This window comes from Halogranum amylolyticum, assembly GCF_900110465.1.
Lineage (GTDB): Archaea > Halobacteriota > Halobacteria > Halobacteriales > Haloferacaceae > Halogranum > Halogranum amylolyticum.
The window spans coordinates 39,843-62,738 of record NZ_FODV01000008.1; the positions used below are offsets into that span (position 1 = coordinate 39,843).

Below are 22,896 nucleotides of genomic sequence, written 5' to 3' on the forward strand. Positions count from 1 at the left end.
AGATGTCTCACAGCACGGACGAACCCCGGCGAGCGACGGCGACGGACGGCGTCTCGCGGCGACGGCTGCTTCGGGCCGGTAGTGCCGCCGCCGCCGTCGCAGGCGTTCCAGCCCTCTCGGGGCTGGCAGGAGCCCAATCTGACGGCGAAGACGAAGAGAAAGACGACATCTACACGAACGGCGTACTCTCGAACTCGACACCAAAGTTCGGCAACAGCGACTTCACTGGATTGTACCTCCTCGTCGAAGACCCGCAGAACGACCCCGACACGACGGGCGTGAGTTCCTGCGACGTCATCGAGTCCGACGACCGAATCGCCGCGTACAACGCCACCATCTCGGAGAAGGTGGACGTCGGCGCGGAGTCGGAGGCCGAGGAGACGACGCTCTACATCCCGGCGCAGGACTCGACGGTCGAGACCGGCAACCAGTACGTCGTCAACAGTCAGACCGACTGCCCCGGCGGACACACCTCGGTCAAACTCGAACAGGTCGGGTCGAGTTCAATCGAAACCGCCGCGACGAACGGGACGGGCGAGACGACGACCGTGACCGACACCGCCGGAACGACGGACGACGGTCCCGTCACGGACGAACCGGAGTCCGAGACGACGGAGGCGTCAAGTCCGGGGTTCTCGGCACTGACGGGAGTGCTCGGGGTCGGCGCGGCTGGACTCGCCGCACTGAAGCGAGCGGGCAGTGGCGAGGACGACCAGTAACCGCGCTGCTCGTCGCGTTCAGTTGGCGGCAGATGTGACGTCCGTGTCCGCGGGGACGGTGCCGTCGTCGTTCCAGCCACGGATCTCGTAGTACTCGGAGAGCGCGTCCTCGAAGCCAGAGATCTCGTAGGGGAGCGTGTCGTCCGAGCGGTCGAAGCCGCGGGCGTTGTTGAACGCGCGTTCGAGCGTGACGACGCGACCGCCCACGTCGAGCAGGTCGTCGTAGTCGGCGTCCAAGAGCGTCGCGAGGTGGTCGCCGGTGACGAACCCCCGCGAGAACTTGCAGACCACCGCCGAATCCAGGACGGCGTTGTGGTTCTCCTTCTCGACGAGTTTCGGCGGCTTCCCCTCTAACCCCTCGGGGTCCATCGCCTCGTCTTTCCCGACGAGCGGATACTCGAGCGGGTAGAACTCGCCGTACATGTGGTCTGCACCTCTGTTCGCGGTGGCGAACGCGAGTCCCTGCCCGTTGAGTTTGCGGCCGTCGTGTGCGGCGAACTCCAGCCCCTTGACCGTCCAGTCGTCGACGCCGAGATTCTCGTGACAGCGGTGGACCCCCTCGGCCAGCGTGTCGCCGACGCCCTCGCGGCGAGCGATCTTCTCGACGAGAGCGTGGATCAACTCCGAATCACCGAAGCGATCCTCGCTGGCGAGGTAGGCGGCGATGACGTCGCCACAGGAGATCGTGTCCATCCCCAGGTCGTCACAGAGGTCGTTTGACTTCATCACCGAGACGACGTCGTCGACGCCGCTGTTGGACCCGAACGCCATCACCGTCTCGTACTCGGGCCCCTCGGTTTCGAGACCGGACGCCTCGTCCCGCGTCGGCAGTTTACAGGCGAACGCACACGCAGAGCAGGTGCCCTTCTTGTACTTCTTCTCGGCCACTCGGTCGCCGCTGATCCCCTCGACACCCTCGAAGGAGAGTTCCGAAAAGTACCGCGTCGGGAGTGCGCCGACGTGGTTGGCGTACTCGGTGACGCTCGTCGTCCCCGCCTGCTTCATCGGGTGGTCCGCCGTCGCCGCCTCCCGGTGGATCTCACCCGTGACGTCGGGGAGCTCGACCTGCGGGGCTGCGTCGCCGTCGAAGGTGATCGCCTTCACGTTCTTCGACCCCAAGACGGCGCCGAGTCCGCCGCGACCGAACGCCCGGTGTTCGGTCGTCATGACGGAGGCAAATCGAACGAGATTCTCGCCGGCCGGACCGATGCAGGCGACGTGGTCCTCGTCGAGGCCGTGCGTGTCGCGCATGTACTCGTCGACCTCCGTCACCGTCGCACCCGCGAGGTCCGGGACGTCCTCGAACCCGATCCCCTCGTCGGTGACGTGGATCGCGAGGAGATCGTCGCTCGCGCCCGTGATCTCGATGGCGCTGTAGCCCGCGCCGGTGAAGTTCCGTGAGAGGAACCCCCCGGCGTTAGTCGACAGCATCCCGTTCGTCAGCGGCGACAGCGCCGTCGCGTTCATCCGCCCGGTGAACGACATCTGGGAGAACTGCAGCGGTCCGGTCGCGAAGTACAGTCTGTTCTCCGGTCCGAAGGGGTCGGCGTCGGTCGGAATGCGGTCGGTCGCGAGTCTGGTGCAGACGCCGCGACCGCCGACGAACGACTCGAGGACGTCGTCGATGTCCTCGGTCCGGGAGGTTCGGTCGTCGACGTCGACAGAGAGCAGGGGCCCAGTTGCGTGTCGCATACGAGACGGTTGGCGAAAGAGTTCGATAAACGTTAGTGATAGTTTCGTGACCCGTCTTCGGCGGGCACGTCGGCGGGGACGGCGACCGCCCGCACGGGCGCTCCGTCGGCGTCGGCGAGTGCGAGCGGGAACGCCGAGAGTCGGACCCGTTCGGGGAGGTCGGCGAGGCCGGTCAGGTTCTCCAACAGGAGACAGTCGGCACGGAAGAGGATTCGGTGCGCCGGGAACGACTCGGCACCGGTCGGGTCCGGGCCGGCGGTGTCGAGACCGACGTCGTACCCCCGGTCGGCACACCACCGGGCGGCGTCCGGCGCGAGAGACGGGTGGTCGTCGTATCGGTCGGTCCCCCAGTGTGCGTCCCACCCGGTGTGGAGGAGGAGCAGCTCGCAGTCGGGGTCGGGGAGATCGCTCGCCCGAACTGTCTCGCCGGCGTCGAGGCCGGTGCAGTCGACGACGTGGGCGTCGAAGACGAACCGATCGACCGGATAATCGTCGAGCGTCCGGCCGTCGACCAGGAGGTGTGCGGGAGCGTCGAGATGTGTCCCCGCGTGGCTGTTCAGGTGGACGTCGCTGACGCGGTATCCGTCGGCCTCGTGGGTCGCCGCCGGTTCGACGCCGACCGGCGGGTCACCGGGGTAGACGGGCGTGTCGCTGGTCAGTGGATGGGTGAGGTCGTACACGGGAGGAACGTTCGTCGACCGAGCGGAAGAACGCTCGGTCGGCGAACGGTCGTCACTCCGATTTGGGGTGACAGAACTGCATCGCGTCGCGGACGGCATCTCGCCGTCCGAGAAGCGTGATCCGGTCGCCCGGCTGGAGCGCGTAGTCGGCGTCCGGCACCTCGATGGTGTCGTCGTGAGCGACGAGCGCGACGAGACAGCCGCCGGGAAGTTCCGGACCGATCTCGCGGATGGTGCGGCCGACGAGCTCCTCGGAGGTCACCTCGATCTCTTGGACGTCGCCGGAGCGACCGATCTCGCCCATCCAGTTGGCCAGCGCCGGGCGTTCGATGTAGTTGTCGATCGCCTGCGCCGTCGCCAGCGTCGTCGAGATCGTACGGACCCCGAGCTCCTCGAACGCCTCGACGTTGTCGGGGTTGTTGGCGCGGGCGATGATGGTCTCGGGGTCGAACTTCGAGGCGGCCAGCTGCGAGACCAGCAGGTTCGCGTCGTCGTCGCCGGTCGCGGCGACCACGATCTTGGCGTTCTCACCGCCGGCCGAGCGTAACACCTCCGTGTCGGTGCCGTCGCCGTGATGGACGGTGAACCCCTCGTTCCGAGCGGCTTCGACGATTTCTACGTCGTCTTCGATGATGACGACGTTCTCTCCACGTTCTTCGAGGCGTTCGGCGAGCGCGCGGCCCACCTTACCGCCTCCGATGACGAGTACACGCATTGGTATCACATCTAGGAACTCCGCGATCCGACGGGCGAACCCGGCCTCGAACACGACGGTCACCAGAATGACGAGGAAGACGGTGCCGACGAGCACGTCGGCGGCCTCCTGTAGCCCCTGGGCCCGCAGTTCGATGGCGAACAGCGTCGCGACCGACGCGGGGATGATGCCGCGCGGGCCGACGAAACTCATGAACAGCTTCTCCTCGCGAGTGAAGCGGTCGCCGACCGTCGAGACGAAGACGAGGAACGGGCGGATGAGGAGGGCGACGGCGACGACGACGCCGATACCGCCCAGCCCCAACTGCTGGAGGTTTCCGAAGTCCAGCAGCGCCGCGAGAGCGATGAAGACGAACGAGAGCACGATCAGGGTGATGTCGCCTTTGAACGCCGAGATCTCCTCCTCGTAGGGGACCTCCAGGTTCCCGAGGACGATGCCGGCCGTCGCGACGGCGGCGATGCCGGCCTCGGTGGCGACGAGTTCTGCCCCACCGTAGGCGACGAGCGCCCCTGCGAGGACCAGGAGACGGGCGTTCTGCGGCGCGTTGCCGGGCGAGAGGTCGACGTATCGGAGCGCGACGAAGATGACGGCGGCGACGACGCCGCCGACGAGGACGCCGACGCCGAGTCGCTGGGTGAAGTGCGTCAGGAACGCCCCGGGCTCGGCGATGCCGGCCACGAGGGCCTCGAAGATGACGACGGCGAGGATGGCAGCGGTGACGTCGTTGACGATCCCCTCCGTCTCCAGCGCCGTCTCGACGCGGTCGCGTGCCGGGACGACCTCCAGGATCGGCGCGATCACCGTCGGCCCGGTGGCGACGAGCAGCGCACCGATGAGGAACGACACCAGCCAGCCGACCGACAGCAGGAAGTGAACTGCGATGGCGGTCCCGACCAGCGAGATGGCCGCACCGACCGTGACGAGACGCACTGTCGCCGCGGGCGCCTCTCTGAGGCTCTCGATACGGAGGTGGAACGCCCCCTCGAAGACGATGATGGCGACCGAGAGACCGACGATGGCCGGCAGCGCGTTGCCGAACGAGTCGGGCGTGACGACGCCGAGCACCTCCGGTCCGAGGAGGATACCCGCCGCGATGAGGAAGATGATGCTCGGCACCTGCAGTCGGTCGGCGAGCACCTGCGAGACGACGCCGATACCGATGATGGCGGCGACGAGGGGGATGAGGTTCCCCGCTGCTTCGGCGGCCACTAGCGTCCCTCCATGTGCCTTTTCTGTCGACTGGCGCTTTTATAAACCTCCTCATACAGGGCGGGTTTTGCGGGGGATCGGCCGATCGTCGCCGACGAGTCCGGATCGAGGGGGTCCGACGTCGGCGGTCGACTACTCCGACGTGGGCGACGTCGTCTCGTAGAGCATCGCCACGTCGTCGGCGTAGCGGTCGAGGATGTGACGACGCTTCTTCTTCATCGTCGGCGTCAACAGGTCGTTCTCCTCGGTGAACTCCTCGGGGACGACCCGGAACTGTTTGATCTGCTCGTAGGACTCGAAGTTCTCGTTGACGCGGTCGACCTCCCGCTGGAGTCGCTCGCGGACGCGCTCGTCGCGGCACAGCGCCTGACGGTCGTCGGGGAGGTCGATCCCCGCGCGGTCGGCCCACTCGCGGATCGCCTCGACGTTGGGGACGAGCAGCGCGCTGACGAACTTCTTGCCGTCGCCGAGCACCAGACACTGCTCGACCAGCGGGTTCGAGGCGAAGGCGTCCTCGATGGGACCGGGGGCGACGTTCTTCCCGGTCGAGAGCACGAGCAGCTGTTTTGCTCGTTCGCGGAACTCGATGTAGCCGTCCGGGCGGCGGTGGACGATGTCGCCGGTACGGAACCACCGTTCGGAACCCGCCGACGCCCCGTTCGTCTCGTTCGCGGGGACGTCGGTGAACGACTGTTCGGTCTCCTCGGGGCGGTTCCAGTACCCCGACGTGACGTTCGGTCCGCGGACGAGGAGTTCGCCGACCTCCCCCGCCGCCTCGCGGCGCTGTCGCTCGCCGACAGCGCTCTCGTCGATGTGGACGTCGACGTCGACGACGGGCGGACCGATCGTCCCGATCTGTGGGTTGTCCGGCGGGTTCGCGGAGATGACGGGCGCAGTTTCGGTGAGTCCGTACCCCTCCAAGATGGGGAGTCCCATCCCGTGGTAGAGTGCACAGAGGTCAGCCGAAAGACTGCCGCCGCCGCTGATGAAGAGTTCGAGACGACCACCGATCGCCTCCCGAACCTGCGAGAAGACGAGGCGGTCGGCGAGGCGATGTTGGAGCGTCAATGCCGTCCCCGGGTCGTCGGTCTCGTGGTACGTCCGGCCGACGCCGACGGCCCACTCGAAGATGCGTTCTTTGACGGGAGACTCGGCGGCCTGCGCCCGAATAGCGTCGTACAGTTTCTCGTACACCCGGGGGACGCTCGTCCCGGTCGTCGGCCGGACGAGTTGGAAGTCCTCCCGGAGCGTGTCGGGGCTCTCGGCGTAGGCGACGGTGGCTCCCGCCGCGAACATCATGTAGTGGCCGGCGAGTCGCTCGAAGACGTGTGCGAGCGGGAGGAACGACAACGTCGTCGACTCGGCGGAGATAGACGGTCGGTCGGGGACGTCCGGGCGGGGGCCGAACCGCCGGTAACACTGGTTCACGTTGGCTCGGAAGTTCCGGTGGGTGAGTTCGACGCCCTTCGGCTGGCCAGTCGTCCCCGAAGTGTAGATGAGACTGGCGAGGTCGTCCATCGCCGGGTCGTCGACCCACGACTCGTAGGCGTCGGGGTCGTAGGCGTCGACGCCGAGCGCGTGGACGTCGGCCAGCGAGTAGATATCGTCTCGGTCGCGGACCGCCCCGGACATCCCGCTGCCGTCGGGAATCTCGTCGAGAACGACGACGAACTCGAGATCGAGGTCGTCCTCGACGGCGAGCACCCGCCGAAGACAGTCTGCGTTCTCGACGACGACGCCCGTCGCGTCTGGGTCGCCGAGGAGGTACTTCACCTGCCGTTCCGACGAGGAGGTGTAGACGGTGGTGACGACGCCGCCGGCGGCGAGCAGGGCGAAGTCACACTGCGCCCACTCCATCCTGGTGTGCGAGAAGAGTCCGACACGAGTGCCGTCGGCGACGCCGAGTTCGCGAAAGCCGGCCGCGAGTCGACGGACGAGCGTCTGCATCTCGTCGTAGGTGAGGTCGGCGTAGTCGCCCGCCGGTGCCACGGGGACGACGTCGGCGGCGACGAGCGAGCGGTCGTAGATGCCACCCTTGTACCGCTGGGCGACCCGGTCGGCGTTCCGCTCGACGCTCTCTTCGAACATCCGAGCGAGCGTCGTCTCCCCGAGCACGTCGCTCTCATAGTTCGCTTCCGCATCCCGCCAGTCCATACCACGGCGCTACGGGGGTCGGTTATAAAAAACCGGTCAGAATCGGAGACTCGTTGCCACGAGTTGAATCGGGCCCTACTACTCGTCCTGTTTCGCCCGGTAGTCCAGATAGCTGAGGACGCCTTTGACGTTCAATCGCTCCTCGTCGCGGGCCTTCCGCTCGCCCCAGACGTCGACCATGTCGGTATGATTCCGGAAATACTCGACGACAGCGTCGTCGTCGTCCAACTCCTCACGCTTCTGGCGGACGGCCTCGACCCACTCGACGAGCGTCCGCTTGTACCCCGCCATCAGTCGCTCGTCGAACTCGCGGGGGCCGAAGTGGCCGAAACAGAGCACGTCGGGGTCGCGTTCGACGATGGCGGAGGCGTCGTCGAGACACTGTTCGAGGTCGAACTGCGAGGGCGGGGTGGTCTGGCGGACCGTCCGCTCGCTGGGAACCCAGATCCCCGCGGCGTCGCCCGTGAACAGCACGTCGTCGCCGGTGTCGTGGAACATCACCTGGTGGGGGGCGTGGCCGGGCGCGGCGACGACGTCCAACTCCCGGTCGCCGAGGTCGATCGTCTCACCGCCCTCGACGCCCTCGATGCGGTCCTCGGGGACCGGTCTCGGCTCGGCGTAGAACTCCCACTGGTCGTCGACGGCGGCCTTCGTCCCGGCGACGAGCCGCGAGGGGTCGACGAGATGCGGGACGCCGATCTCGTGGGTCACGACGGTCGCGTTCGGGTACGCCTCCGCGAGGAAGCCAGCGCCGCCCGCGTGGTCGAGGTGGACGTGCGTCGGGAGGATGTACGCGAGGTCCGCTTCGCCGATCCCCACCTCGTCGAGCGCGTCGAACAGGAGTTCGTGGTTCGTTCCGATGCCGGTGTCGACGACGGCGGGGCGGTCGGCGTCGAGGATGTAGACCGACCCGTACGCCTCGGTGTCGTACATCCCCGTGTCGAGATAGTAGAGGTCGGTACAGTCCGGGACAGATTCGAGGTCGCCGATAGCCATGCGCAGGGAAGCGTTGCGGGCGACGAAAAACGTTCGGGCGACGGCCGGCCGTCGGGCGTCGACGACCAGACGTTATTTGTACTCGGCATCGCGAGATGCGACCGCATGCCCGGAGCGGAGGAGGTCGACGTCGCCGACGTGTCGCCGATAGCGTGGCGACTGCTCCGAACCGCCGCCGGGTACGAACAGCGCGAAGTGGAACGCGCACTCGACGACGTCATCCAGGCGCATATCTCGATGCTGGAGAACGACCGTCGCGGCCTCTCCCGGTCGCGCCGCGAAGCGCTGTTCGCCCTCTACACGAGCGAACTCACCGACGAACAGGTGCGTGCGCTCGTCGGCGCGTTCTGACCGTCGGAGCGTTTTGTGACACTTGTTAAACTATAACGATAATCCCAACCGATGTAAAAACCATTAAGTACGAGACTCGTCCACACTCCCCGTGTATCAATGATACGGGGACTCAGAGAGACGACGCAGGGTCGGATACTCGTCTTTGCGGTCGCACTACTCGGCGCGCTGGTCGTCGGTTTCGGCCCCTCACCCGAGGGGCTGTCGCTGAAGGGGCAGTACGCGCTCGCAACGATGTTCTTCGCGGCGGTGCTGTGGGTGACGGGAGTTATCCCACTCGCGGTGACGGCGCTTTCGATACCAGTTCTTCTGACCGCTTTCGGCGTCTACAGCGGCATCGATCCGGCGCTGGCCGGGTTCGCGGATCACCTCATCTTCCTCTTCATCGCGGGGTTCATGCTCGCGAACGCGCTGCAGAAGTACGACATCGACCGCCGTATCGCGCTGTGGATCATGAGCACGATGGGCGCGTCGCCGCGGCTGCTTATCCTCTCTATCATGCTCGCGACGGCGGTCCTGTCGATGTGGGTGTCGAACACGGCGACGACAGCGATGATGACGCCTATCGCGCTCGGCGTGCTCGCACAGGTGCTCGGCCGCGACGAGGTGAAGTCGGAGGGCGCGGACAAGGAGGACTTCTCTAACATGCAGATCGCGACGCTGCTCGGCACCGCGTACGCCGCCAGCGTCGGCGGCGTCGGGACGCTCATCGGGACGCCGCCGAACGCGGTCGTCGCGACACAACTGTCGGCGATGCTCGGCTACGAGATCGGCTTCGCGGAGTGGCTGCTGGTCGGTATGCCGATCGTCGCCATCACGCTCCCGCTGGTGTGGTACGCGCTGACGTTCGTCTTTTTCCCGCCGGAGATCGACGACGTGAGCGGCGCGCGACAGGAGGCGCGTCGCTACCTCGAGGAAGAGGGAGACCTCAGTCCGCGCGGCAAGCGCGTGGCGTACATCTTCACCGCGACGGCGGGGCTGTGGGTGCTCGGCGGCCTCGACGGCCTGTTCGAGTGGCTGGCCGGACTCGCCGGACTGAACGTTCCCGAGACGGTCTGGACGACGCTGTTCGGCGGCGAGGGGCCGACCGTCACCGGCGTCGAGGGCCACCAGGGGCTGCTCTACTACGTGATGGTCGGGCTGTACGCCATCCCGGCGCTCGTCCTCGCCGACACGGTGGAGTGGGAGGACCTCGTTGACATCGACTGGGGGACTATCCTGCTGTTCGGCGGCGGCATCTCGCTGGCCGACGCGTTCGCGACGACCGGCGCGACCGAGTGGATCGCGACGACCGTCTTCGGGTCGCTCACCGGCGCACCCATCGTGCTCGTCGTCGCCGCAGTCGTCCTCTTGGTGATCTTCCTGACCGAGATGACCTCGAACACGGCGACGGCGACCATCATCGTCCCCGTGCTCATCGGCATCGGCAGCGTCTTCGCGTCGACGCTCGGCATCTCGGAGGTCGGCTCCGCGGTGTTCCTCTCGGTCAGCGGGGCCATCGCCGCGAGTTTCGCCTTCGCGCTGCCGGTGGCGACGCCGCCGAACGCCATCGTCTTCGGCAGCGGCCACCTGAAGCAGGAACACATGATGCGGGTCGGCGTCGCGTTGAATCTCGTGATGACAGTCATTCTCACCGGCCTCATCTGGCTGCTGTTCCAGTTCGTCTGGCCGATGTTCCTCTGGTAGTTGCGACGCAGTCGGTCCGAGCGGACTTTCGCTCAGACGACGGCGTCGAGGATCCGTTCGCCGTGGTTCACCAACGGCGCGAGGTGACCCTCGCCCTCGAAGACCGTGAGGTCGCTACTCGGCGTCGCCGCGGCGAACCGTTCGACGCTCGCGACGGGGACCGACCCGTCTTCGGAACCGTGCCAGAACGTCACCGGTACGTCGAGCGTCGCGGGGCCGAACCCCCACGGCCGGTGCAGGATCGCCCCGTCGTGGGCGGGGCCGCGAGTCCCCTCTCGGAGCGACTCTCGTACCCCGGCGAGCACCGTCGCCCACACCGCGTCGTCGTCGAGTGCGGAGTCGTCGCCCGCAGCCATCTGTCGACGCATCCCGGCTCTGAGCGACGCCGGGCGGTGCGCCGCCTGCCAGCCGACGAACGCGAACCCCGGCCGAGCGAGCGCCGGGAACCGCGAGAGCGCACCGAACGCGACGCGGCCGAGCGGCCCTCTGTCGGCGAACGAGGGAGAGACCGACGAGTCGACGAGCGCGACGCCGGTCAGCCTGTCGTCGAGCGCGTGAGCGCAGGCCGCCGCGTGGGGGCCACCCGCGGAGAAGCCGACGACGCCGAACCGCTCGAACCCGAGGGCGTCGGCCGCGGCGGCGACGTCGTCGGGCCAGTCGATCAGTCGGCGGTTCGGCTGGAACGTCGACAGTCCGAACCCGGGGCGGTCGAGCGCGACGAGGTGGACGTCCGCCGTCGCCGCGGCGTCCGCGAGGAGTTCCCCGTCCAGTCGTGACCCGGGAAGTCCGTGGAAGAAGAACGCCGGGTCGCCGTCGGGAGCGCCGAACGTCTCGTACCCGAGTCGACGGCCGTCGGAGAGTGTCGTAATAGACATCTGTCACGTCGGCGTTCGTCCGGGTGGGTCAAATATCCACCCACGGCCCGAGAGACCGACACACGGATGCGATACGGTTTTCCCGCATCCGACTGAACTTCGAGCAAATGCTACACCGACGATATCTCCGCGAACACCCCGAGGAGGTCCGCGAGAGCCTCGCGAACCGCGGCTACGACGACGTCGACCTCGATCAGATCGTCGCCGTCGACGAGGAGTGGCGGGAGCTGAAGGCGAAAGGTGACGACCTGCGCCACGAACGCAACCAGGTGTCGAGCGAGATCGGCCAGCTGAAGGCCGAAGGGAAGGATGAGGAGGCCGAAGAGGCTATCGCCCGCTCGCAGGAGCTGAAAGAGGACCTGCAGGCGGTCGAGGAGCGCGCCGACGAACTCGAATCGAAACTGGAGGAGGCGCTACTGGAGATCCCGAACGTCCCCCACGAGAGCGTTCCCGTCGGCGCCGACGAGAGCGACAACGAGGAGCTCCGGCGCGTCGGCTTCGACGACCTGCGGGAACTGCCTGCGGAGGTGACGCCGCATTACGAACTCGGCGAGGAGCTCGATATCATCGACGAGGCCCGCGGCGCGAAGACGACGGGTGCGGGGTTCTACTTCCTGAAGGGCGAGGGGGCGATGCTGGAGCACGCGCTCGTTCAGTTCATGCTCGACGTCCACCGCGAGCAGGAGTACGTCGACCTGTTCCCGCCGATCCCGGTGAAGACGACGTCGATGGTCGGCACCGGCCAGCTACCCAAGTTCGCCGAGGACGCCTACCGCATCGGCGGCAGCGAGACCGAGGAGTACGAGGACGACGACCTCTGGCTCTGTCCGACCGCGGAGGTGCCGGTGACGAACATGTACGCCGACGACATCCTGCTGAAGGAGGATCTCCCGCTGAAACACCAGGCGTATACGCCGAACTTCCGGCGAGAGGCGGGCGAACACGGCACCGAGACGCGTGGCATCGTCCGCGTCCACCAGTTCAACAAGGTCGAACTCGTCAACTTCGTCGAACCCGAGGAGAGCTACGACCGCCTCGAGGCGCTGCTCGAGGAGGCGACCGAGGTGCTCGAGCGGCTCGGCCTCCCCTACCGGATCCTCGACCTCTGTACGGGCGACCTGACGTTCGCGTCGGCGAAGACCTACGACGTCGAGGTGTGGGCACCCGGAACCGAGTCGGACGAGGGTCCCGACCGGGGCGGCCGCTGGCTCGAGGTGTCGTCGGCGTCGAACTTCGAGGACTTCCAGGCGCGTCGCGCCGGCCTCCGCTACCGACCGGAGCGTCACGAGTCCGCGGAGTACCTCCACACGCTCAACGCGTCGGGCACCGCCGTCGGTCGCGTCATGGTCGCGATCCTCGAGTACTACCAGAACGAGGACGGCACCGTCGACATCCCCGAGGCGCTCCAGCCGTACATGGGTGGTCGCGAGCTCATCGAGGGTCACGAACCGGTCGGCGAGTCCGCCGTCGGCGCGGGCAAGAAGGACTGACGGGGACGAGAGGGCGACTGCTCTCCGCTGCGACGAGTGACGAAAAGAGCCGACACCGAGCGGTCAGTCGGTGTACGTGCGTAGCTCCGTGATGCGACCGTCGTCGAACTGGAAGACGTCGACGAAGCCGAACAGTTCGGCCCCGCCGTTGGTACATACCCGCCCACGAACGGCGAGTTCGTCGCTCTCGTCGTCGTCGCGGTAGATCACGTCGACGGCGTGTGAGGTGTCCTCGTGGGGGCGGTCCTCCTCCATGAAGTCGATGAACGACCGACGACTCGTGAACGACCGGTCCGGGCGCGTCTGTTCGAACGATGGCGCGAGGACGACGAGCAGCGCGTCGTAATCCCCCTCGTCGAGCGCGTCGTAGTACGAACGAACGGCTTCGAGGTAACCCATGAGGAAACCCACGCAGTCATCCCCCTTGATTGTCACCCACGAACGGACCGCTTTTGTCGCCTCACCGCCTCCTGCCCGACGTGGACCTGCACATCCGCTACGAGGGCGACGACGACCCCGAGAAGTGCACGGCGCGTCGCCTCGCGAAGTTCGACCTCGCCGAACTCCACGAGTCGCACCGCGCGACGCCGTACGGGGTCGTGCTGAACCCCCACGCCGAGCGGGCGCTGTCGCCGGCGGACGCCACGGAGACGCTCGTCGCACTCGACTGCTCGTGGGAGTCGGCCGGCGAGGCACGGTTCTCGTTACCCGGCGACCACCGGGCGCTGCCCTACCTCGTCGCCGCCAACCCTGTCAACTTCGGACGACCGATGAAACTGACGACGGTCGAGGCGATGGCCGCCGCGCTCGCCATCTTCGGCGAGTGGGAACGCGCCGAGGAGCTCCTCTCAAAGTTTAGCTGGGGACACACGTTCCTCGAACTGAACGAGGAGCCGCTGCGACGCTACTCGGAGTGTGAGGATTCGACGGAGGTCGTCGCCGTTCAGCAGGAGTATCTCGACCGCGGGAAGTAGTCTCAGCCTTTCATCCAGCCGCCGAGCGCCCCGGCGAGCGCGCTGTCGATAGCGAACAGCAGCGTCACGAAGACGCCGACGACTAACACGCCCGCGCCGCCGAGGAACCCGCCGATCGGGCCGGCGCCGAGACCGAGTGCGCCACCGAGCAGCGCGAGGACGAGCGTCAGCACGATACCCGTGATCGAGCCGGCGAGTAGGCCGTGCCACGCGCCGTTGCCGATCCCGCCACCGGCGAGGTAGCCCGCGGCAAAGCCGCCGATGAGTCCCGCGCCGATCTGGCCGACGAGCGGGAGTTGGAGGCCGATCGCGCCGACGACGAGCAGTACTACGAAGCCGACGCCGACCGCACGCCAGTCTGTCATAGCTGGACGTAGGCGACGAGCCCGAATAAATCGTGTGGCACGATAGGAAACCGGCGTGGTACGTGGGTTTCGAACGTGTTGACGTGTCCGTACGACTTCGAGGGGTACTCGGCCTCACGGCGTCCGAGACGTTCCCGAAGCAGAAAATAGACGTATCAGGGCCGGTGGCACGGCCTGTGTGCCTCGGTGAGACGACCACGATTGACCGTCATTTCACGAACTTCAGCAGGTCGTCGCGCTTCGCCTCGTGGAAGTGGTGTCGCAGCGTCTCCTTCAGCGGCTCTATCCGCCCGCGCTTGGCGACGATGGGCGCGATAGTGTCGTCCTTCCACTGCTCCCACGGGGGGTAGAGCCCGAGTCGGTCACAGAGGTCGTTCAGTCGTTCGTCCTTGTCGTCGACCTTGTCCATCTTGTTGACGGCGACGACGGTCGGAATGCCGAGCTCCTCGAGGAAGTAGAACAGCTCGACGTCGTGGGGGATCTCGTCCTCGCCGGAGTGGCGATCGATGATGTCGACGACGCTCTTGCCGTCGACGACGAGCACGCCCACCAGGATCTCCTCGGCGTGTTCCTCGATGTAGCGGACGATCTCAGTCTTGATCGCCTCGCGGTGCTCCTGCTCGACGCCAGACATGAAGCCGAACCCCGGCAGGTCGGTGAACATGAAGCTCTCGCCGGTCCAGTCGAAGTGGTTGGGCTGGCGGGTGACGCCGGGTTTCTTGCCCGTGTTGAACTTGTCGTGGCCGGTCAACTCGCGCATCAGCGTCGACTTGCCGACGTTGGAGCGCCCGACGAAGACTACCTCTGCATCCCTGTTCGGGCGGTTCTCGAACATACCCTCGCTACTCCGTGAGGCGGGATAAGGGCCGCGGGACGCGACGCCGGCGCGAGACGCAAACGCCAACGTGAGACGGCGAATCGCATCCGCACTCCGCAGCTATTTGTGCGAGAGCGCGCCAGTCGACGTATGGACAAACAGGCGCTCCGCGAGCGCATCTGGGACGAGTTGGAGGAGAGCGGCGAGGCCCGGTTCCCGTTTCCCCCCCACGGGCGCATCCCGAACTTCGCCGGGGCGAGCGAGGCGGCCAACCGGCTCGCCGACACCGACGCGTGGCGGGCCACCGAGGTGCTCAAGGCGAACCCCGACGCGCCGCAGTTGCCCATCCGCCGTCGCGCACTCCACGAGGGGAAGGTGGTTTACATGGCCCAGCCGCGGCTCCGTGACGAGAAACCGTTCATGAAACTCGACCCGACCGACATCGACGAGGAGAACCTCGACGACGCGGCCACCGTCTCGAAGATGGACGGCTACGCCGAACCGGTCGGCCCCGGCGCGCTGCCGCACGTCGACCTCGTCGTCTCCGGCAGTGTCGCCGTCACGGAACAGGGTGCTCGCGTCGGCAAGGGCGAGGGGTACAGCGACCTCGAGTTCGCCGTTCTCGCAGAGTTGGACGCCGTCGACGCCGAGACGACCGTAGCGACGTCGGTCCACGAGGTACAGGTCGTCGACGCGCGCGACGCGCCGGACCCCGAGGCCCACGACGTGCCGATGGATCTCCTCGTCACGCCCGATCGACTCGTCCGTACCGACTCGCCGTACCCCCGGCCGGACGGTGTCGACTGGGATCTGCTCGACGCGGAACGACGCGAGGAGATCCCCGTCCTCTCGCAGTTCGCACCGTAGGTCGGACGGCGCGCCCACCCAGAGGAACTTTCCCCTCGCCGAGTGGAGGTGACAGTGTGCGACTCGTTGAAGTGATGGTCCCAGCGGGCAAGCGCGAAACGGTTCTCGACGTCCTCGACGACGAAGAGATCGACTACGCACTCACCGACGAGGACAGCGGACGAAAGTACACTGCAGTCGTCAGATTCCCGCTTCCGGTCGGTGCGGTCGAACCCGTGTTGGAGAAACTCCGCGAAGCGGGCATCGAACGCGACGCGTACACGGTCATCATCGACGCCGAGACGGTGATCTCCAAGCGGTTCGAGCGACTCACCGAACGGTACGAAGAGTCCGACGAGGGGGACGGCGACCGTATCGCACGGGAGGAACTCGTCGCTCGCGCGGAGGACCTCGCACCGCGACTGTGGACGTTCATCATCATGACGTCGATCAGCTCGATCGTCGCCACCGCGGGGCTGCTGTTGGACTCGCCGGCCGTCGTCGTCGGATCGATGGTCATCGCGCCGCTCATCGGCCCGGCGATGGCGACGAGCGTCGGCTCGGTGCTCGACGAGGACGAGCTTTTCGTCCGCGGTGTCCGACTGCAAGTGCTCGGGGGCGTGCTCGCGGTCGCCGCCGCTGCCGTCTTTTCGTGGCTACTCAAGTTCAGCGGAGCGATTCCGCTGACGGCGGGAGAAGTGTTCGCCATCGGCGAGGTCCGCGAGCGCCTCGCTCCTGACGTGCTCTCCCTGGCCGTCGCCCTCGGCGCGGGCGTCGCCGGCGCACTCAGTCTCTCCTCGGGGGTCTCGGCGGCGCTCGTGGGCGTGATGATCGCGGCCGCCCTCGTCCCGCCGACGGCCGTCGTCGGCATCGGACTCGCGTGGGGGGAGCCACAGACCGTACTGGGCGCGGCCGTCCTCGTGCTCGTGAACTTCCTGTCGGTCAACTTCGCCGCGCTGGCCGTCCTCAGCTACCAGGGCTACCGACCGTTCCAGTGGTTCCGACAGGACGAGGCGACCGAGTCGACGTGGCGACGCATCGCCACCATCGGCGTCGTCCTCCTCGTGCTCTCGGCGTTCCTCGGCGGCGTGACGTTCACTACGCTCCAGACCTCGCAGTTCGAAGACGACACACGCGACGCCATCCAGAACGTCACTTCGGGGGCCGACGTTCGACTGCTCTCCATCGACTACGTCTACGGCGACTTCCCGGTTCGCCACCCACAGCAGGTGACGGTCACGGTAGGCTACCCGCCGACGGAGACGCCGCCGTCGCTCAAGTCGGAACTCGAACGGCGGATCAACGCCGCCTACGAGCCGCCGTTCGGCCTCGACGGAGACCACCACGTCGAGGTCGAAGTCCGCTACGTCGCCGTCGAGTAAGGCGAGACGGCGTGTGACGTGGCGAGCCGAGACAGAAGACATTTGTAATCACTCTCGAACCGTGAAACGATGTCGAGCGACAGGTCCTCACGTCGCGGGTTCCTCGCACTCGTCGGGGGTGCGGCGGCCGCCGGCTGTGCGACGCTCCCCTCCTCCGACGACTCGACGGCGACGACGTCACTACCACCGACGAGCGCACCGCTCGGCGACGCTCCGCCGGAGGGGTCGTGGCCGACGCTCGATCGCGACGCCGCCCGGACCGGGTTCGACCCGACGACGGCGGCGGCGGCGGAGCCCGCACTGACGTGGCGACGGTCGCTCGCGGGGCCGGCGACCTCGCCGGTCGTCGTCGGCGACACGCTCTATCTCACCAGAGGTGTGCCCGCCGACCGGGGCGCGGAGGCGACGCTCGAAGCGTTCGCACTCGAGTCGGGCGAACGCCGGTGGAGCGAGTCGCTCGGCGTCAGGTTCAGCGACTGGGCGCAGCCCGTCTACCACCGGGGCGTGCTGTTCGTCGCCACCGGCGGGGCGGCGTTCGCCCTCGACGCCGACAGTCGCGAACGGTACTGGCGGACGGTGTTCGAGGACCGGACGACTACGGACACACGAGGCCGGTCCGACACCGAACACCACAAGCTCGAGGGACCGATCGCCGCCACCGACGACGGCGTGTTCGTCTCGGACATCAGCCGCGCACTCGTCTGTTTGAACCGGGACGGCACAGAGCGCTGGCGGTGGGGCTCGAGACCGTACGTCCACCGCCCGCCGCCGGTCGTCGACGCGGTGAGCCTCGACGGGAAGAGGCGGTGGGCGAGAGAGACGTTCACCGACGGCGGGCTCCCGCCGGTCGTCGCCGACGACCGGCTGTACGTCGCCGACGACGACGGCAACGCCGCGGCCTTCGACCTCGAGTCGGGGCAGCGAGTGTGGGGGACGGAGCTCTACGACGAGGTCGACGGGAGTGGACGCCCCACCCTCGTCGACGGCGCGTTTCTGGTCTGCTACGTCGTCGACGGGCGCGTGACTCTCACGGCGCTGGACACCGAGTCGGGTGATCGACGCTGGCGACTCGCGCGCCACGCCGTCGGCGCGGGCGGACCGGTCGCCTCGAACGGGTGGTTGACGTTCGTCACGCGGACGACGGAGCGCGGCGGCGACCGCTGGACGGACGAACCCGCCGAGACGACGAGTTCGCTGTACGGGTTCTCGGCGTCGGCCACGGACGATATGTGAAACCGACCTTTGCGCTTAGCGCGTATTGAATATCGCGGCCGTCGAATAGCTCTCATGCGACCGTTACTTCCCGTCGTGTTCGCCGCGATGCTCCTCCTCGCAGGCTGTGTCGCTCCGCTACAGACAGACGGCGGCGTCTCCGCCGCCGGTTCCGACGACCCGGAGGTACCCCCGAGTATCTCCGTCTCCGGGACCGGAACCGCCTCCGCCGACGCCGACCTCGCGCTCGTCTCGGTGTCCGTGACCGCCCTCGAGGCCGACGCGGAGTCCGCCCGCGCCCGCGTCGCCGAGGACTCTCGGGCGCTGTTCGAGGCGCTAACGGACGCCGGCGTCGACACCGACGAGGCGGTGCGAACCACCGCGTTCCGCATCTCGCCGGAGTACGACTTCCGCGAGGGCGGCCGTGAGCTGCTCGGTTACCGCGCTGTCCACGCCTACGAGGTAGAGGTCTCACCAGAGCAGGCTGGCACGGTCATCGACGCCGCGGTCGGTGCGGTCTCCGGTGACAGCGACGGCGAGGACGGCATCGTCGTCGACGGCGTCCAGTACACGCTGAGCGAGGAGACGCGCGCCGAGGTTCGCGCCGAGGCGCTCGAGAAGGCCGTCGACGCCGCTCGCGCCGACGCCGACACCGTCGCCGGCGCGGCCGACGTGAGCGTCGCCGGCGTCCGCACCATCTCCGTCGGCGCCGACGTCGACTCGTTCCCGCAACCGCGCTTCGCCGCAGAGGCCGCCGACAGCGGGTCGACGGTGCTACAGCCCGGTCCGGTCGAGGTGACCGCGACGGTCACCATCAGCTACGACGTCGAGTAGACGCACGACCGCCGTCGACACACGCTACCACTGACACTCGCAGGCTCTCCACGCTCGCCACCCGGTCGGTGACCGACCCGACTCGAACAGACTCACGGGTCGCGAGACCGGCTATCCATCGGTCCTCTTTTGTTCGGTTTCCGACTCTCTAGAGAACGATATGCAGATGGGAACGGACACCCCCTCGTCGCGGTGCTCGTGATGCTGTTCGGGGGGTTCAGCCAGTCGAGCGACACCGGACTGTTCCTCGGAGACACCGGTCTCTACGTGATGGCCGTCGGGCTGTTCGTCGGCCTCCTCGGCTTCTGGCAGGCCGCGAGAGAAGCAGTCCGTGAGTAAGAGAAACCGGCTACGCCTGTCGCGACGGCGGGATGTCCGGCTCGAAGCCGACCGCCTCGACCGCGAGGTCCACCACGCCGTCGACGTTCTCGCCTTCGGTGACGCTCATGTAGGCGTCGGCGTCGACGTCGCGGGAGCGGTCGCTCTTGTTGCAGACGGTGAGCACGGGGATGTCGCGCTCGGCGAACCGCCGTTCGACGGCGTCGCGGAGTTCGAGCTGTGCCGCAAGCGGGTAGCCGCAGTCGCCGCTGGGGTCGACGAAGAACAGCACCGTGTCGGCGAGATGCTCGATGGCGCTGACGGCCTGCCGCTCGATGTCGTTGCGATCCGCCTCGGGTCGGTCGAGCAGCCCCGGCGTGTCGATGATCTGGTACCGGATGCGGTCGCGCTCGAAGTGACCGATCTGGACGCCTTTGGTCGTGAAGGGGTACTCGGCGATCTCGTTCGACGCGCGGGTGACCGCGTTGACGAACGAGGACTTGCCGACGTTGGGGTAGCCGGCGACGACGATGGCCGGTTCGTCCGGGCGGATGTCGGGCAGGTTCTTCAGCGCGTCGCGCGCCTCGCCGATGCGGAGCAGGTCGTCTTCGACCTCCTCGACGATGTCGGCCATCCGGGCGAACGCCTGTTTGCGGTGTTTGCGACCCGTCTCGAGGTTGGCGTTACGGAGCTTCGACTGGTACTCGCTGCGGAGCTCCGATATCTGTCGACTCGCCCACATCACCTCAGAGAGGCTCCGTCGCAGGTCGTCGACGTCGACGATGGCGTCGGCCAGTTCGTAGTAGAACTGGTCGACGAGGCTGAAGTCCGGCCACGCGACCGCGACGTTCTCGAGGTTGTCCGAGAGGATGTTCGACGCGGTGATCAGCATCGACTCCTGGGCCTCCAGACCGCTCTTGGCCCGGCCGGCCCGCGACGCCCGCGAGAACGCCTTGTCGATGAGCTCCTCCGACCGGGGCGTGGTCGGCAGGTTCTCGAAAATCATATTCACCAGTTCGTCGTCCGAGCGTAAAAGCCCGTTCGTTTGTCGACGCGCCCGATTTCGTGTGGAAGAGGCTGTCACACGAGAGTCGGTGCGACGCGGCTACACCACCCGGTTGACGGGTTCCTCGCGACGTCGGAGCCGCTCGACGTTCGTCCGCACCAACCCGGCGACGTCGCGGTGGTAGTCCCGCGTCTGCGCACCGGCGTGTGGCGTCACGACGACCTCCTCGAGATCCCACAGCGGCGACTCCGAACTCAGGGGTTCGGACTCGAAGACGTCCAGCGCCGCACCCGTGATCGCATCCGAACCGAGCGCGTCGACCAGCGCCGACTCGTCGACGACGGCCCCGCGCGCGACGTTGACGAGATAGGCGTCCTCGCGCATCGTCTCGAACTCCGGCGCGCCGAACAGCCCCTCCGTCTCCGGGGTGAGCGGCGTCGCCAGCGCGACGAACCGGGCGTCTTCGATGGCCTCGTGGAGGTTCTCGGTGGCGTAGACCTCGCGGACGCCGGGCACCGGGTCGGTCGAGCGGCGGACGCCGACGACGTCCATCCCGAGCGCGTCGGCCCGCTCGGCGATCCCCCGGCCGAGCGTCCCGAGTCCGACGACGCAGAGGCGCTCGCCCTCGAGCGTGAACGGTTCGGCGTAGGGGAGGTCGCGCCACTCGTGGTCGGCCTGCGCGTCGCGGTAGACGTGGAGGCGACGCGCGAACGAGAGCAGGTAGCCGGCGACCGTCTCGCCGATGGCCGTCCCGTGGATACCGGTGCTGTTGGTCAGCGTCACGCCCGCCGACTCGTACGCGTCGACGTCGAACTCGTCGTAGCCCGCGCGGATGCAGTGGACCCAGTCGGCGTCGAGGAACCCCGAACCCGGACCGAACGCGACGACGCCGTCGCCGGCGCCGAACTCCGTGTCGTCGTCGGCGACCGCGACCGCGACGTCGAGGTCGGCGAACTCGTCGAGCAAGAGCTGTGGTGGGAAGACGATGTCGACGGAGTCGTGGACGAACAGCCGATCGAGGTGCATGCGCATCGGTGCGGGGAGCGTCCTCAAGGAGATTGCGACTTCGGGGTAGAGTGTCGGACGCACCGCTCACGAGTTCGAGAGGGCGGCTCGGGAAAGTCCATCGTCACAAGGGGCTCGGTGGGGGTAACTGTCGTCACGGCCGCCCTAGAGGGGGCTACTGCGCGGCGGCTTTTGACGGTTGCCATCGCCGGTCGCCCGGTCCCGTCGAGAGTGACGAAAGCGTTCGGACAGTCGACTCGTATACTCTCTGAGAGTTATCAGAAGCAGCGTGCAACAGATAGAGGGTATATACAGCAGTTCGGTAGTGCCCGAGAGAGACTCTTCCTCGGGCTGGGGGTCGCAGTCGGGGGCAGAGGGGGATGTTCAGTCCTCCGACTTGTTCGAAAGCTTGAGTCCGGCGACGAGGCGAGCGGTAATGACCTGCTCGACGATGGCGAGCAACTGGGCGTCGTCAGTCGTGTAGTCGGCAAAAATCCCGAGCGGGATTTCACCGCCCGCCACATCATGGTGGCCACCGGCACTCCCGACGTCTTCGAACACTTCTCTGAGCACGTCCCCAATGTGGATGCGTGGATCTGGCGACCGCGCACTGAGGTGAATGGCGTCGTGGATGACCCCGAAGATGATTGTCGTGTCGACGCCCTCCAGCGTCGCGAGATAGTCGGCGGCCTGGGGGAGCGCATCCCGTTCGGTCGTCCGGCCGACGTGCGAGATGAGCACTGCCCCCTTCGTCATGCGGTTGTCTATCGCAGTCGAAATCGCGTCGATGGTTTCCCCTGTGACCGACGGGCTCGAAATCTGCCGAAGCAACTTCCGATCCGCGTGGGCGTGAAGGAAGCCCGCCGCGTCGTATTCCGCACAGGTCGCTCCCCGGAGAAACCCGAGGGTCTCGCTCCGGATGGCAAACAAGAGTGCTGTCGCGAGCGTATCGTCAAGGTCGACGTCGAGTTCACGCACGTACTGGGTGAGCATCGTCGCAGCGGCCCCGAGTTCCTCCCGGTGATCGACGAACCTGGCATCAATGCCTTCGGCAGGATGGTGGTCGATCACGATATCCACGGCAGTTCCCGGGGGAACCCGATTGTTCGCGCCCGGAACCGAGTGGTCGACGAAGGCCAGCAACGAGCCCGGAGGGAGATCCTGAATGGCCGCGGGATCGAATTGTTTGAGGTCGATCTCGAGCAGGTTGACGAACGCCCGATTCTGCTGGTGGGAAATATCGCCGCTGTAGAAGATGTGGCGCTCGTCGATGCCCGCCGCTGACGCAATCCGCCCCAACGCGAGCGCGCTCGCCAGGCAATCCGGATCGGGATTGTTGTGACAGACGATATTGAGCTCGCTGCCTTCGGTGAGGAGGTCGTGGAGTTGCTGGGCCGTGCTCATGGTCCTACCTAGACGCTCGAGCGAGTTAGGAGTGCGTAGCTGTCTTGCGTCGGTAAGGACAATCTCTCAGGCGACGATTGGTAGGAGATCCTGCAAGATGCGCGCTCTGTATCTAACGACGCAACCCGTCGATAGCGACTACTCCGTTCGTGACCGATTCGCGCTC

At 67.0% G+C, this 22,896-nt stretch carries 22 protein-coding genes; 10 read left to right on the forward strand and 12 right to left on the reverse strand.

Annotated features, from left to right (window positions below; all coding sequences use genetic code 11):
- The first annotated feature begins 2 nt into the window (after positions 1-2).
- Positions 3-719 carry a hypothetical protein gene (locus BSG17_RS14745; protein ID WP_089825416.1) on the forward strand — a complete coding sequence of 239 codons (717 nt, stop codon included), beginning with the start codon at positions 3-5 and terminating at the stop codon, positions 717-719.
- Positions 720-737: 18 nt separating this feature from the next.
- Here BSG17_RS14745 and BSG17_RS14750 read toward each other — a convergent pair whose 3' ends face one another.
- The 5 genes from BSG17_RS14750 to BSG17_RS14770 form a co-directional block, all read right to left on the reverse strand.
- Positions 738-2,411, reverse strand: coding sequence for an aldehyde ferredoxin oxidoreductase family protein (locus BSG17_RS14750; protein WP_089825418.1), 1,674 nt, complete (start codon positions 2,409-2,411; stop codon positions 738-740).
- A 32-nt stretch (positions 2,412-2,443) separates the two neighbouring features.
- Complete coding sequence (locus BSG17_RS14755; RefSeq protein WP_244531548.1) at positions 2,444-3,091, reverse strand: cyclase family protein; 648 nt, start codon at positions 3,089-3,091, stop codon at positions 2,444-2,446.
- A gap of 52 nt (positions 3,092-3,143) precedes the next feature.
- On the reverse strand, positions 3,144-5,015 hold the full coding sequence (locus BSG17_RS14760) for a cation:proton antiporter domain-containing protein (protein WP_089825422.1): 1,872 nt from the start codon (positions 5,013-5,015) through the stop codon (positions 3,144-3,146).
- Between the two features lie 132 nt (positions 5,016-5,147).
- Positions 5,148-7,169, reverse strand: a complete 2,022-nt coding sequence (locus tag BSG17_RS14765) for an AMP-dependent synthetase/ligase (protein ID WP_089825424.1) — start codon at positions 7,167-7,169, stop codon at positions 5,148-5,150.
- A gap of 78 nt (positions 7,170-7,247) precedes the next feature.
- Positions 7,248-8,165 carry an MBL fold metallo-hydrolase gene (locus BSG17_RS14770; RefSeq protein ID WP_089825426.1) on the reverse strand — a complete coding sequence of 306 codons (918 nt, stop codon included), beginning with the start codon at positions 8,163-8,165 and terminating at the stop codon, positions 7,248-7,250.
- Between the two features lie 105 nt (positions 8,166-8,270).
- On the opposite strand from BSG17_RS14770, the gene BSG17_RS14775 reads away from it, so the two are divergent.
- Together BSG17_RS14775 and BSG17_RS14780 are read left to right on the forward strand one after the other, a co-directional pair.
- On the forward strand, positions 8,271-8,516 hold the full coding sequence (locus BSG17_RS14775) for a hypothetical protein (RefSeq protein WP_089825428.1): 246 nt from the start codon (positions 8,271-8,273) through the stop codon (positions 8,514-8,516).
- A gap of 99 nt (positions 8,517-8,615) precedes the next feature.
- On the forward strand, positions 8,616-10,202 hold the full coding sequence (locus tag BSG17_RS14780) for an SLC13 family permease (RefSeq protein WP_089825430.1): 1,587 nt from the start codon (positions 8,616-8,618) through the stop codon (positions 10,200-10,202).
- A gap of 32 nt (positions 10,203-10,234) precedes the next feature.
- Here BSG17_RS14780 and BSG17_RS14785 read toward each other — a convergent pair whose 3' ends face one another.
- Positions 10,235-11,077: an alpha/beta fold hydrolase gene (locus tag BSG17_RS14785; protein WP_089825431.1), complete on the reverse strand. Its 843-nt coding sequence runs from the start codon at positions 11,075-11,077 to the stop codon at positions 10,235-10,237.
- Between the two features lie 107 nt (positions 11,078-11,184).
- On the opposite strand from BSG17_RS14785, the gene serS reads away from it, so the two are divergent.
- Entirely contained in the window at positions 11,185-12,567 is a 1,383-nt protein-coding gene (gene serS / locus BSG17_RS14790) for a serine--tRNA ligase (RefSeq protein ID WP_089825433.1), read from the forward strand.
- Between the two features lie 63 nt (positions 12,568-12,630).
- Here the strand turns inward: serS and BSG17_RS14795 are convergent, their stop codons facing one another.
- A complete protein-coding gene (locus BSG17_RS14795; RefSeq protein WP_089825435.1) occupies positions 12,631-12,966 on the reverse strand; it encodes a nuclear transport factor 2 family protein in 336 nt (111 codons plus the stop codon).
- Between the two features lie 80 nt (positions 12,967-13,046).
- Here BSG17_RS14795 and BSG17_RS14800 point away from each other — a divergent pair, with 80 nt between their 5' ends.
- Positions 13,047-13,541, forward strand: coding sequence for a DUF367 family protein (locus BSG17_RS14800; protein ID WP_089825436.1), 495 nt, complete (start codon positions 13,047-13,049; stop codon positions 13,539-13,541).
- Between the two features lie 2 nt (positions 13,542-13,543).
- Here the strand turns inward: BSG17_RS14800 and BSG17_RS14805 are convergent, their stop codons facing one another.
- Together BSG17_RS14805 and engB are read right to left on the reverse strand one after the other, a co-directional pair.
- A complete protein-coding gene (locus BSG17_RS14805; RefSeq protein WP_089825438.1) occupies positions 13,544-13,906 on the reverse strand; it encodes a DUF5518 domain-containing protein in 363 nt (120 codons plus the stop codon).
- 208 nt (positions 13,907-14,114) lie between these two features.
- Positions 14,115-14,741, reverse strand: a complete 627-nt coding sequence (gene engB / locus BSG17_RS14810) for a GTP-binding protein EngB (RefSeq protein WP_089825440.1) — start codon at positions 14,739-14,741, stop codon at positions 14,115-14,117.
- 132 nt (positions 14,742-14,873) lie between these two features.
- Between engB and BSG17_RS14815 the strand changes: the two genes are divergently transcribed.
- The 5 genes from BSG17_RS14815 to BSG17_RS27085 all read left to right on the forward strand — a co-directional run bounded on the left by BSG17_RS14815 (position 14,874) and on the right by BSG17_RS27085 (position 19,336).
- Positions 14,874-15,590 carry a 5-formyltetrahydrofolate cyclo-ligase gene (locus BSG17_RS14815; protein ID WP_089825442.1) on the forward strand — a complete coding sequence of 239 codons (717 nt, stop codon included), beginning with the start codon at positions 14,874-14,876 and terminating at the stop codon, positions 15,588-15,590.
- A gap of 56 nt (positions 15,591-15,646) precedes the next feature.
- On the forward strand, positions 15,647-16,951 hold the full coding sequence (locus BSG17_RS14820; RefSeq protein ID WP_170864819.1) for a TIGR00341 family protein: 1,305 nt from the start codon (positions 15,647-15,649) through the stop codon (positions 16,949-16,951).
- A gap of 69 nt (positions 16,952-17,020) precedes the next feature.
- Positions 17,021-18,184, forward strand: a complete 1,164-nt coding sequence (locus tag BSG17_RS14825; RefSeq protein ID WP_089825447.1) for an outer membrane protein assembly factor BamB family protein — start codon at positions 17,021-17,023, stop codon at positions 18,182-18,184.
- A 54-nt stretch (positions 18,185-18,238) separates the two neighbouring features.
- Positions 18,239-18,997 (forward strand): SIMPL domain-containing protein, encoded by a 759-nt coding sequence (locus BSG17_RS14830; protein WP_089825449.1) that lies wholly within the window; start codon positions 18,239-18,241, stop codon positions 18,995-18,997.
- A 201-nt stretch (positions 18,998-19,198) separates the two neighbouring features.
- Positions 19,199-19,336: a hypothetical protein gene (locus BSG17_RS27085; protein WP_170864820.1), complete on the forward strand. Its 138-nt coding sequence runs from the start codon at positions 19,199-19,201 to the stop codon at positions 19,334-19,336.
- Between the two features lie 10 nt (positions 19,337-19,346).
- Here the strand turns inward: BSG17_RS27085 and BSG17_RS14835 are convergent, their stop codons facing one another.
- From BSG17_RS14835 to BSG17_RS14845, 3 genes are all read right to left on the reverse strand, one after another.
- Entirely contained in the window at positions 19,347-20,321 is a 975-nt protein-coding gene (locus BSG17_RS14835; protein ID WP_089825452.1) for an NOG1 family protein, read from the reverse strand.
- A 99-nt stretch (positions 20,322-20,420) separates the two neighbouring features.
- Positions 20,421-21,347: a D-2-hydroxyacid dehydrogenase gene (ddh, locus tag BSG17_RS14840; protein WP_089825628.1), complete on the reverse strand. Its 927-nt coding sequence runs from the start codon at positions 21,345-21,347 to the stop codon at positions 20,421-20,423.
- Positions 21,348-21,710: 363 nt separating this feature from the next.
- On the reverse strand, positions 21,711-22,730 hold the full coding sequence (locus BSG17_RS14845) for a DHH family phosphoesterase (protein WP_089825454.1): 1,020 nt from the start codon (positions 22,728-22,730) through the stop codon (positions 21,711-21,713).
- Positions 22,731-22,896: the final 166 nt, after the last annotated feature.

Coding starts and splice junctions, on each gene's coding strand:
- serS (WP_089825433.1), top strand. CDS start 11,185: ATGCTACACCGACGATATCTCCGCGAACACCCCGAGGAGGTCCGCGAG.
- BSG17_RS14770 (WP_089825426.1), bottom strand. CDS start 8,165: ATGGCTATCGGCGACCTCGAATCTGTCCCGGACTGTACCGACCTCTAC.
- BSG17_RS14835 (WP_089825452.1), bottom strand. CDS start 20,321: ATGATTTTCGAGAACCTGCCGACCACGCCCCGGTCGGAGGAGCTCATC.
- BSG17_RS14825 (WP_089825447.1), top strand. CDS start 17,021: ATGTCGAGCGACAGGTCCTCACGTCGCGGGTTCCTCGCACTCGTCGGG.
- ddh (WP_089825628.1), bottom strand. CDS start 21,347: ATGCACCTCGATCGGCTGTTCGTCCACGACTCCGTCGACATCGTCTTC.
- BSG17_RS14805 (WP_089825438.1), bottom strand. CDS start 13,906: ATGACAGACTGGCGTGCGGTCGGCGTCGGCTTCGTAGTACTGCTCGTC.
- BSG17_RS14775 (WP_089825428.1), top strand. CDS start 8,271: ATGCCCGGAGCGGAGGAGGTCGACGTCGCCGACGTGTCGCCGATAGCG.
- BSG17_RS14765 (WP_089825424.1), bottom strand. CDS start 7,169: ATGGACTGGCGGGATGCGGAAGCGAACTATGAGAGCGACGTGCTCGGG.
- engB (WP_089825440.1), bottom strand. CDS start 14,741: ATGTTCGAGAACCGCCCGAACAGGGATGCAGAGGTAGTCTTCGTCGGG.
- BSG17_RS27085 (WP_170864820.1), top strand. CDS start 19,199: ATGCTGTTCGGGGGGTTCAGCCAGTCGAGCGACACCGGACTGTTCCTC.
- BSG17_RS14830 (WP_089825449.1), top strand. CDS start 18,239: ATGCGACCGTTACTTCCCGTCGTGTTCGCCGCGATGCTCCTCCTCGCA.
- BSG17_RS14785 (WP_089825431.1), bottom strand. CDS start 11,077: ATGTCTATTACGACACTCTCCGACGGCCGTCGACTCGGGTACGAGACG.
- BSG17_RS14815 (WP_089825442.1), top strand. CDS start 14,874: ATGGACAAACAGGCGCTCCGCGAGCGCATCTGGGACGAGTTGGAGGAG.
- BSG17_RS14780 (WP_089825430.1), top strand. CDS start 8,616: ATGATACGGGGACTCAGAGAGACGACGCAGGGTCGGATACTCGTCTTT.
- BSG17_RS14795 (WP_089825435.1), bottom strand. CDS start 12,966: ATGGGTTACCTCGAAGCCGTTCGTTCGTACTACGACGCGCTCGACGAG.
- BSG17_RS14745 (WP_089825416.1), top strand. CDS start 3: ATGTCTCACAGCACGGACGAACCCCGGCGAGCGACGGCGACGGACGGC.
- BSG17_RS14845 (WP_089825454.1), bottom strand. CDS start 22,730: ATGAGCACGGCCCAGCAACTCCACGACCTCCTCACCGAAGGCAGCGAG.
- BSG17_RS14750 (WP_089825418.1), bottom strand. CDS start 2,411: ATGCGACACGCAACTGGGCCCCTGCTCTCTGTCGACGTCGACGACCGA.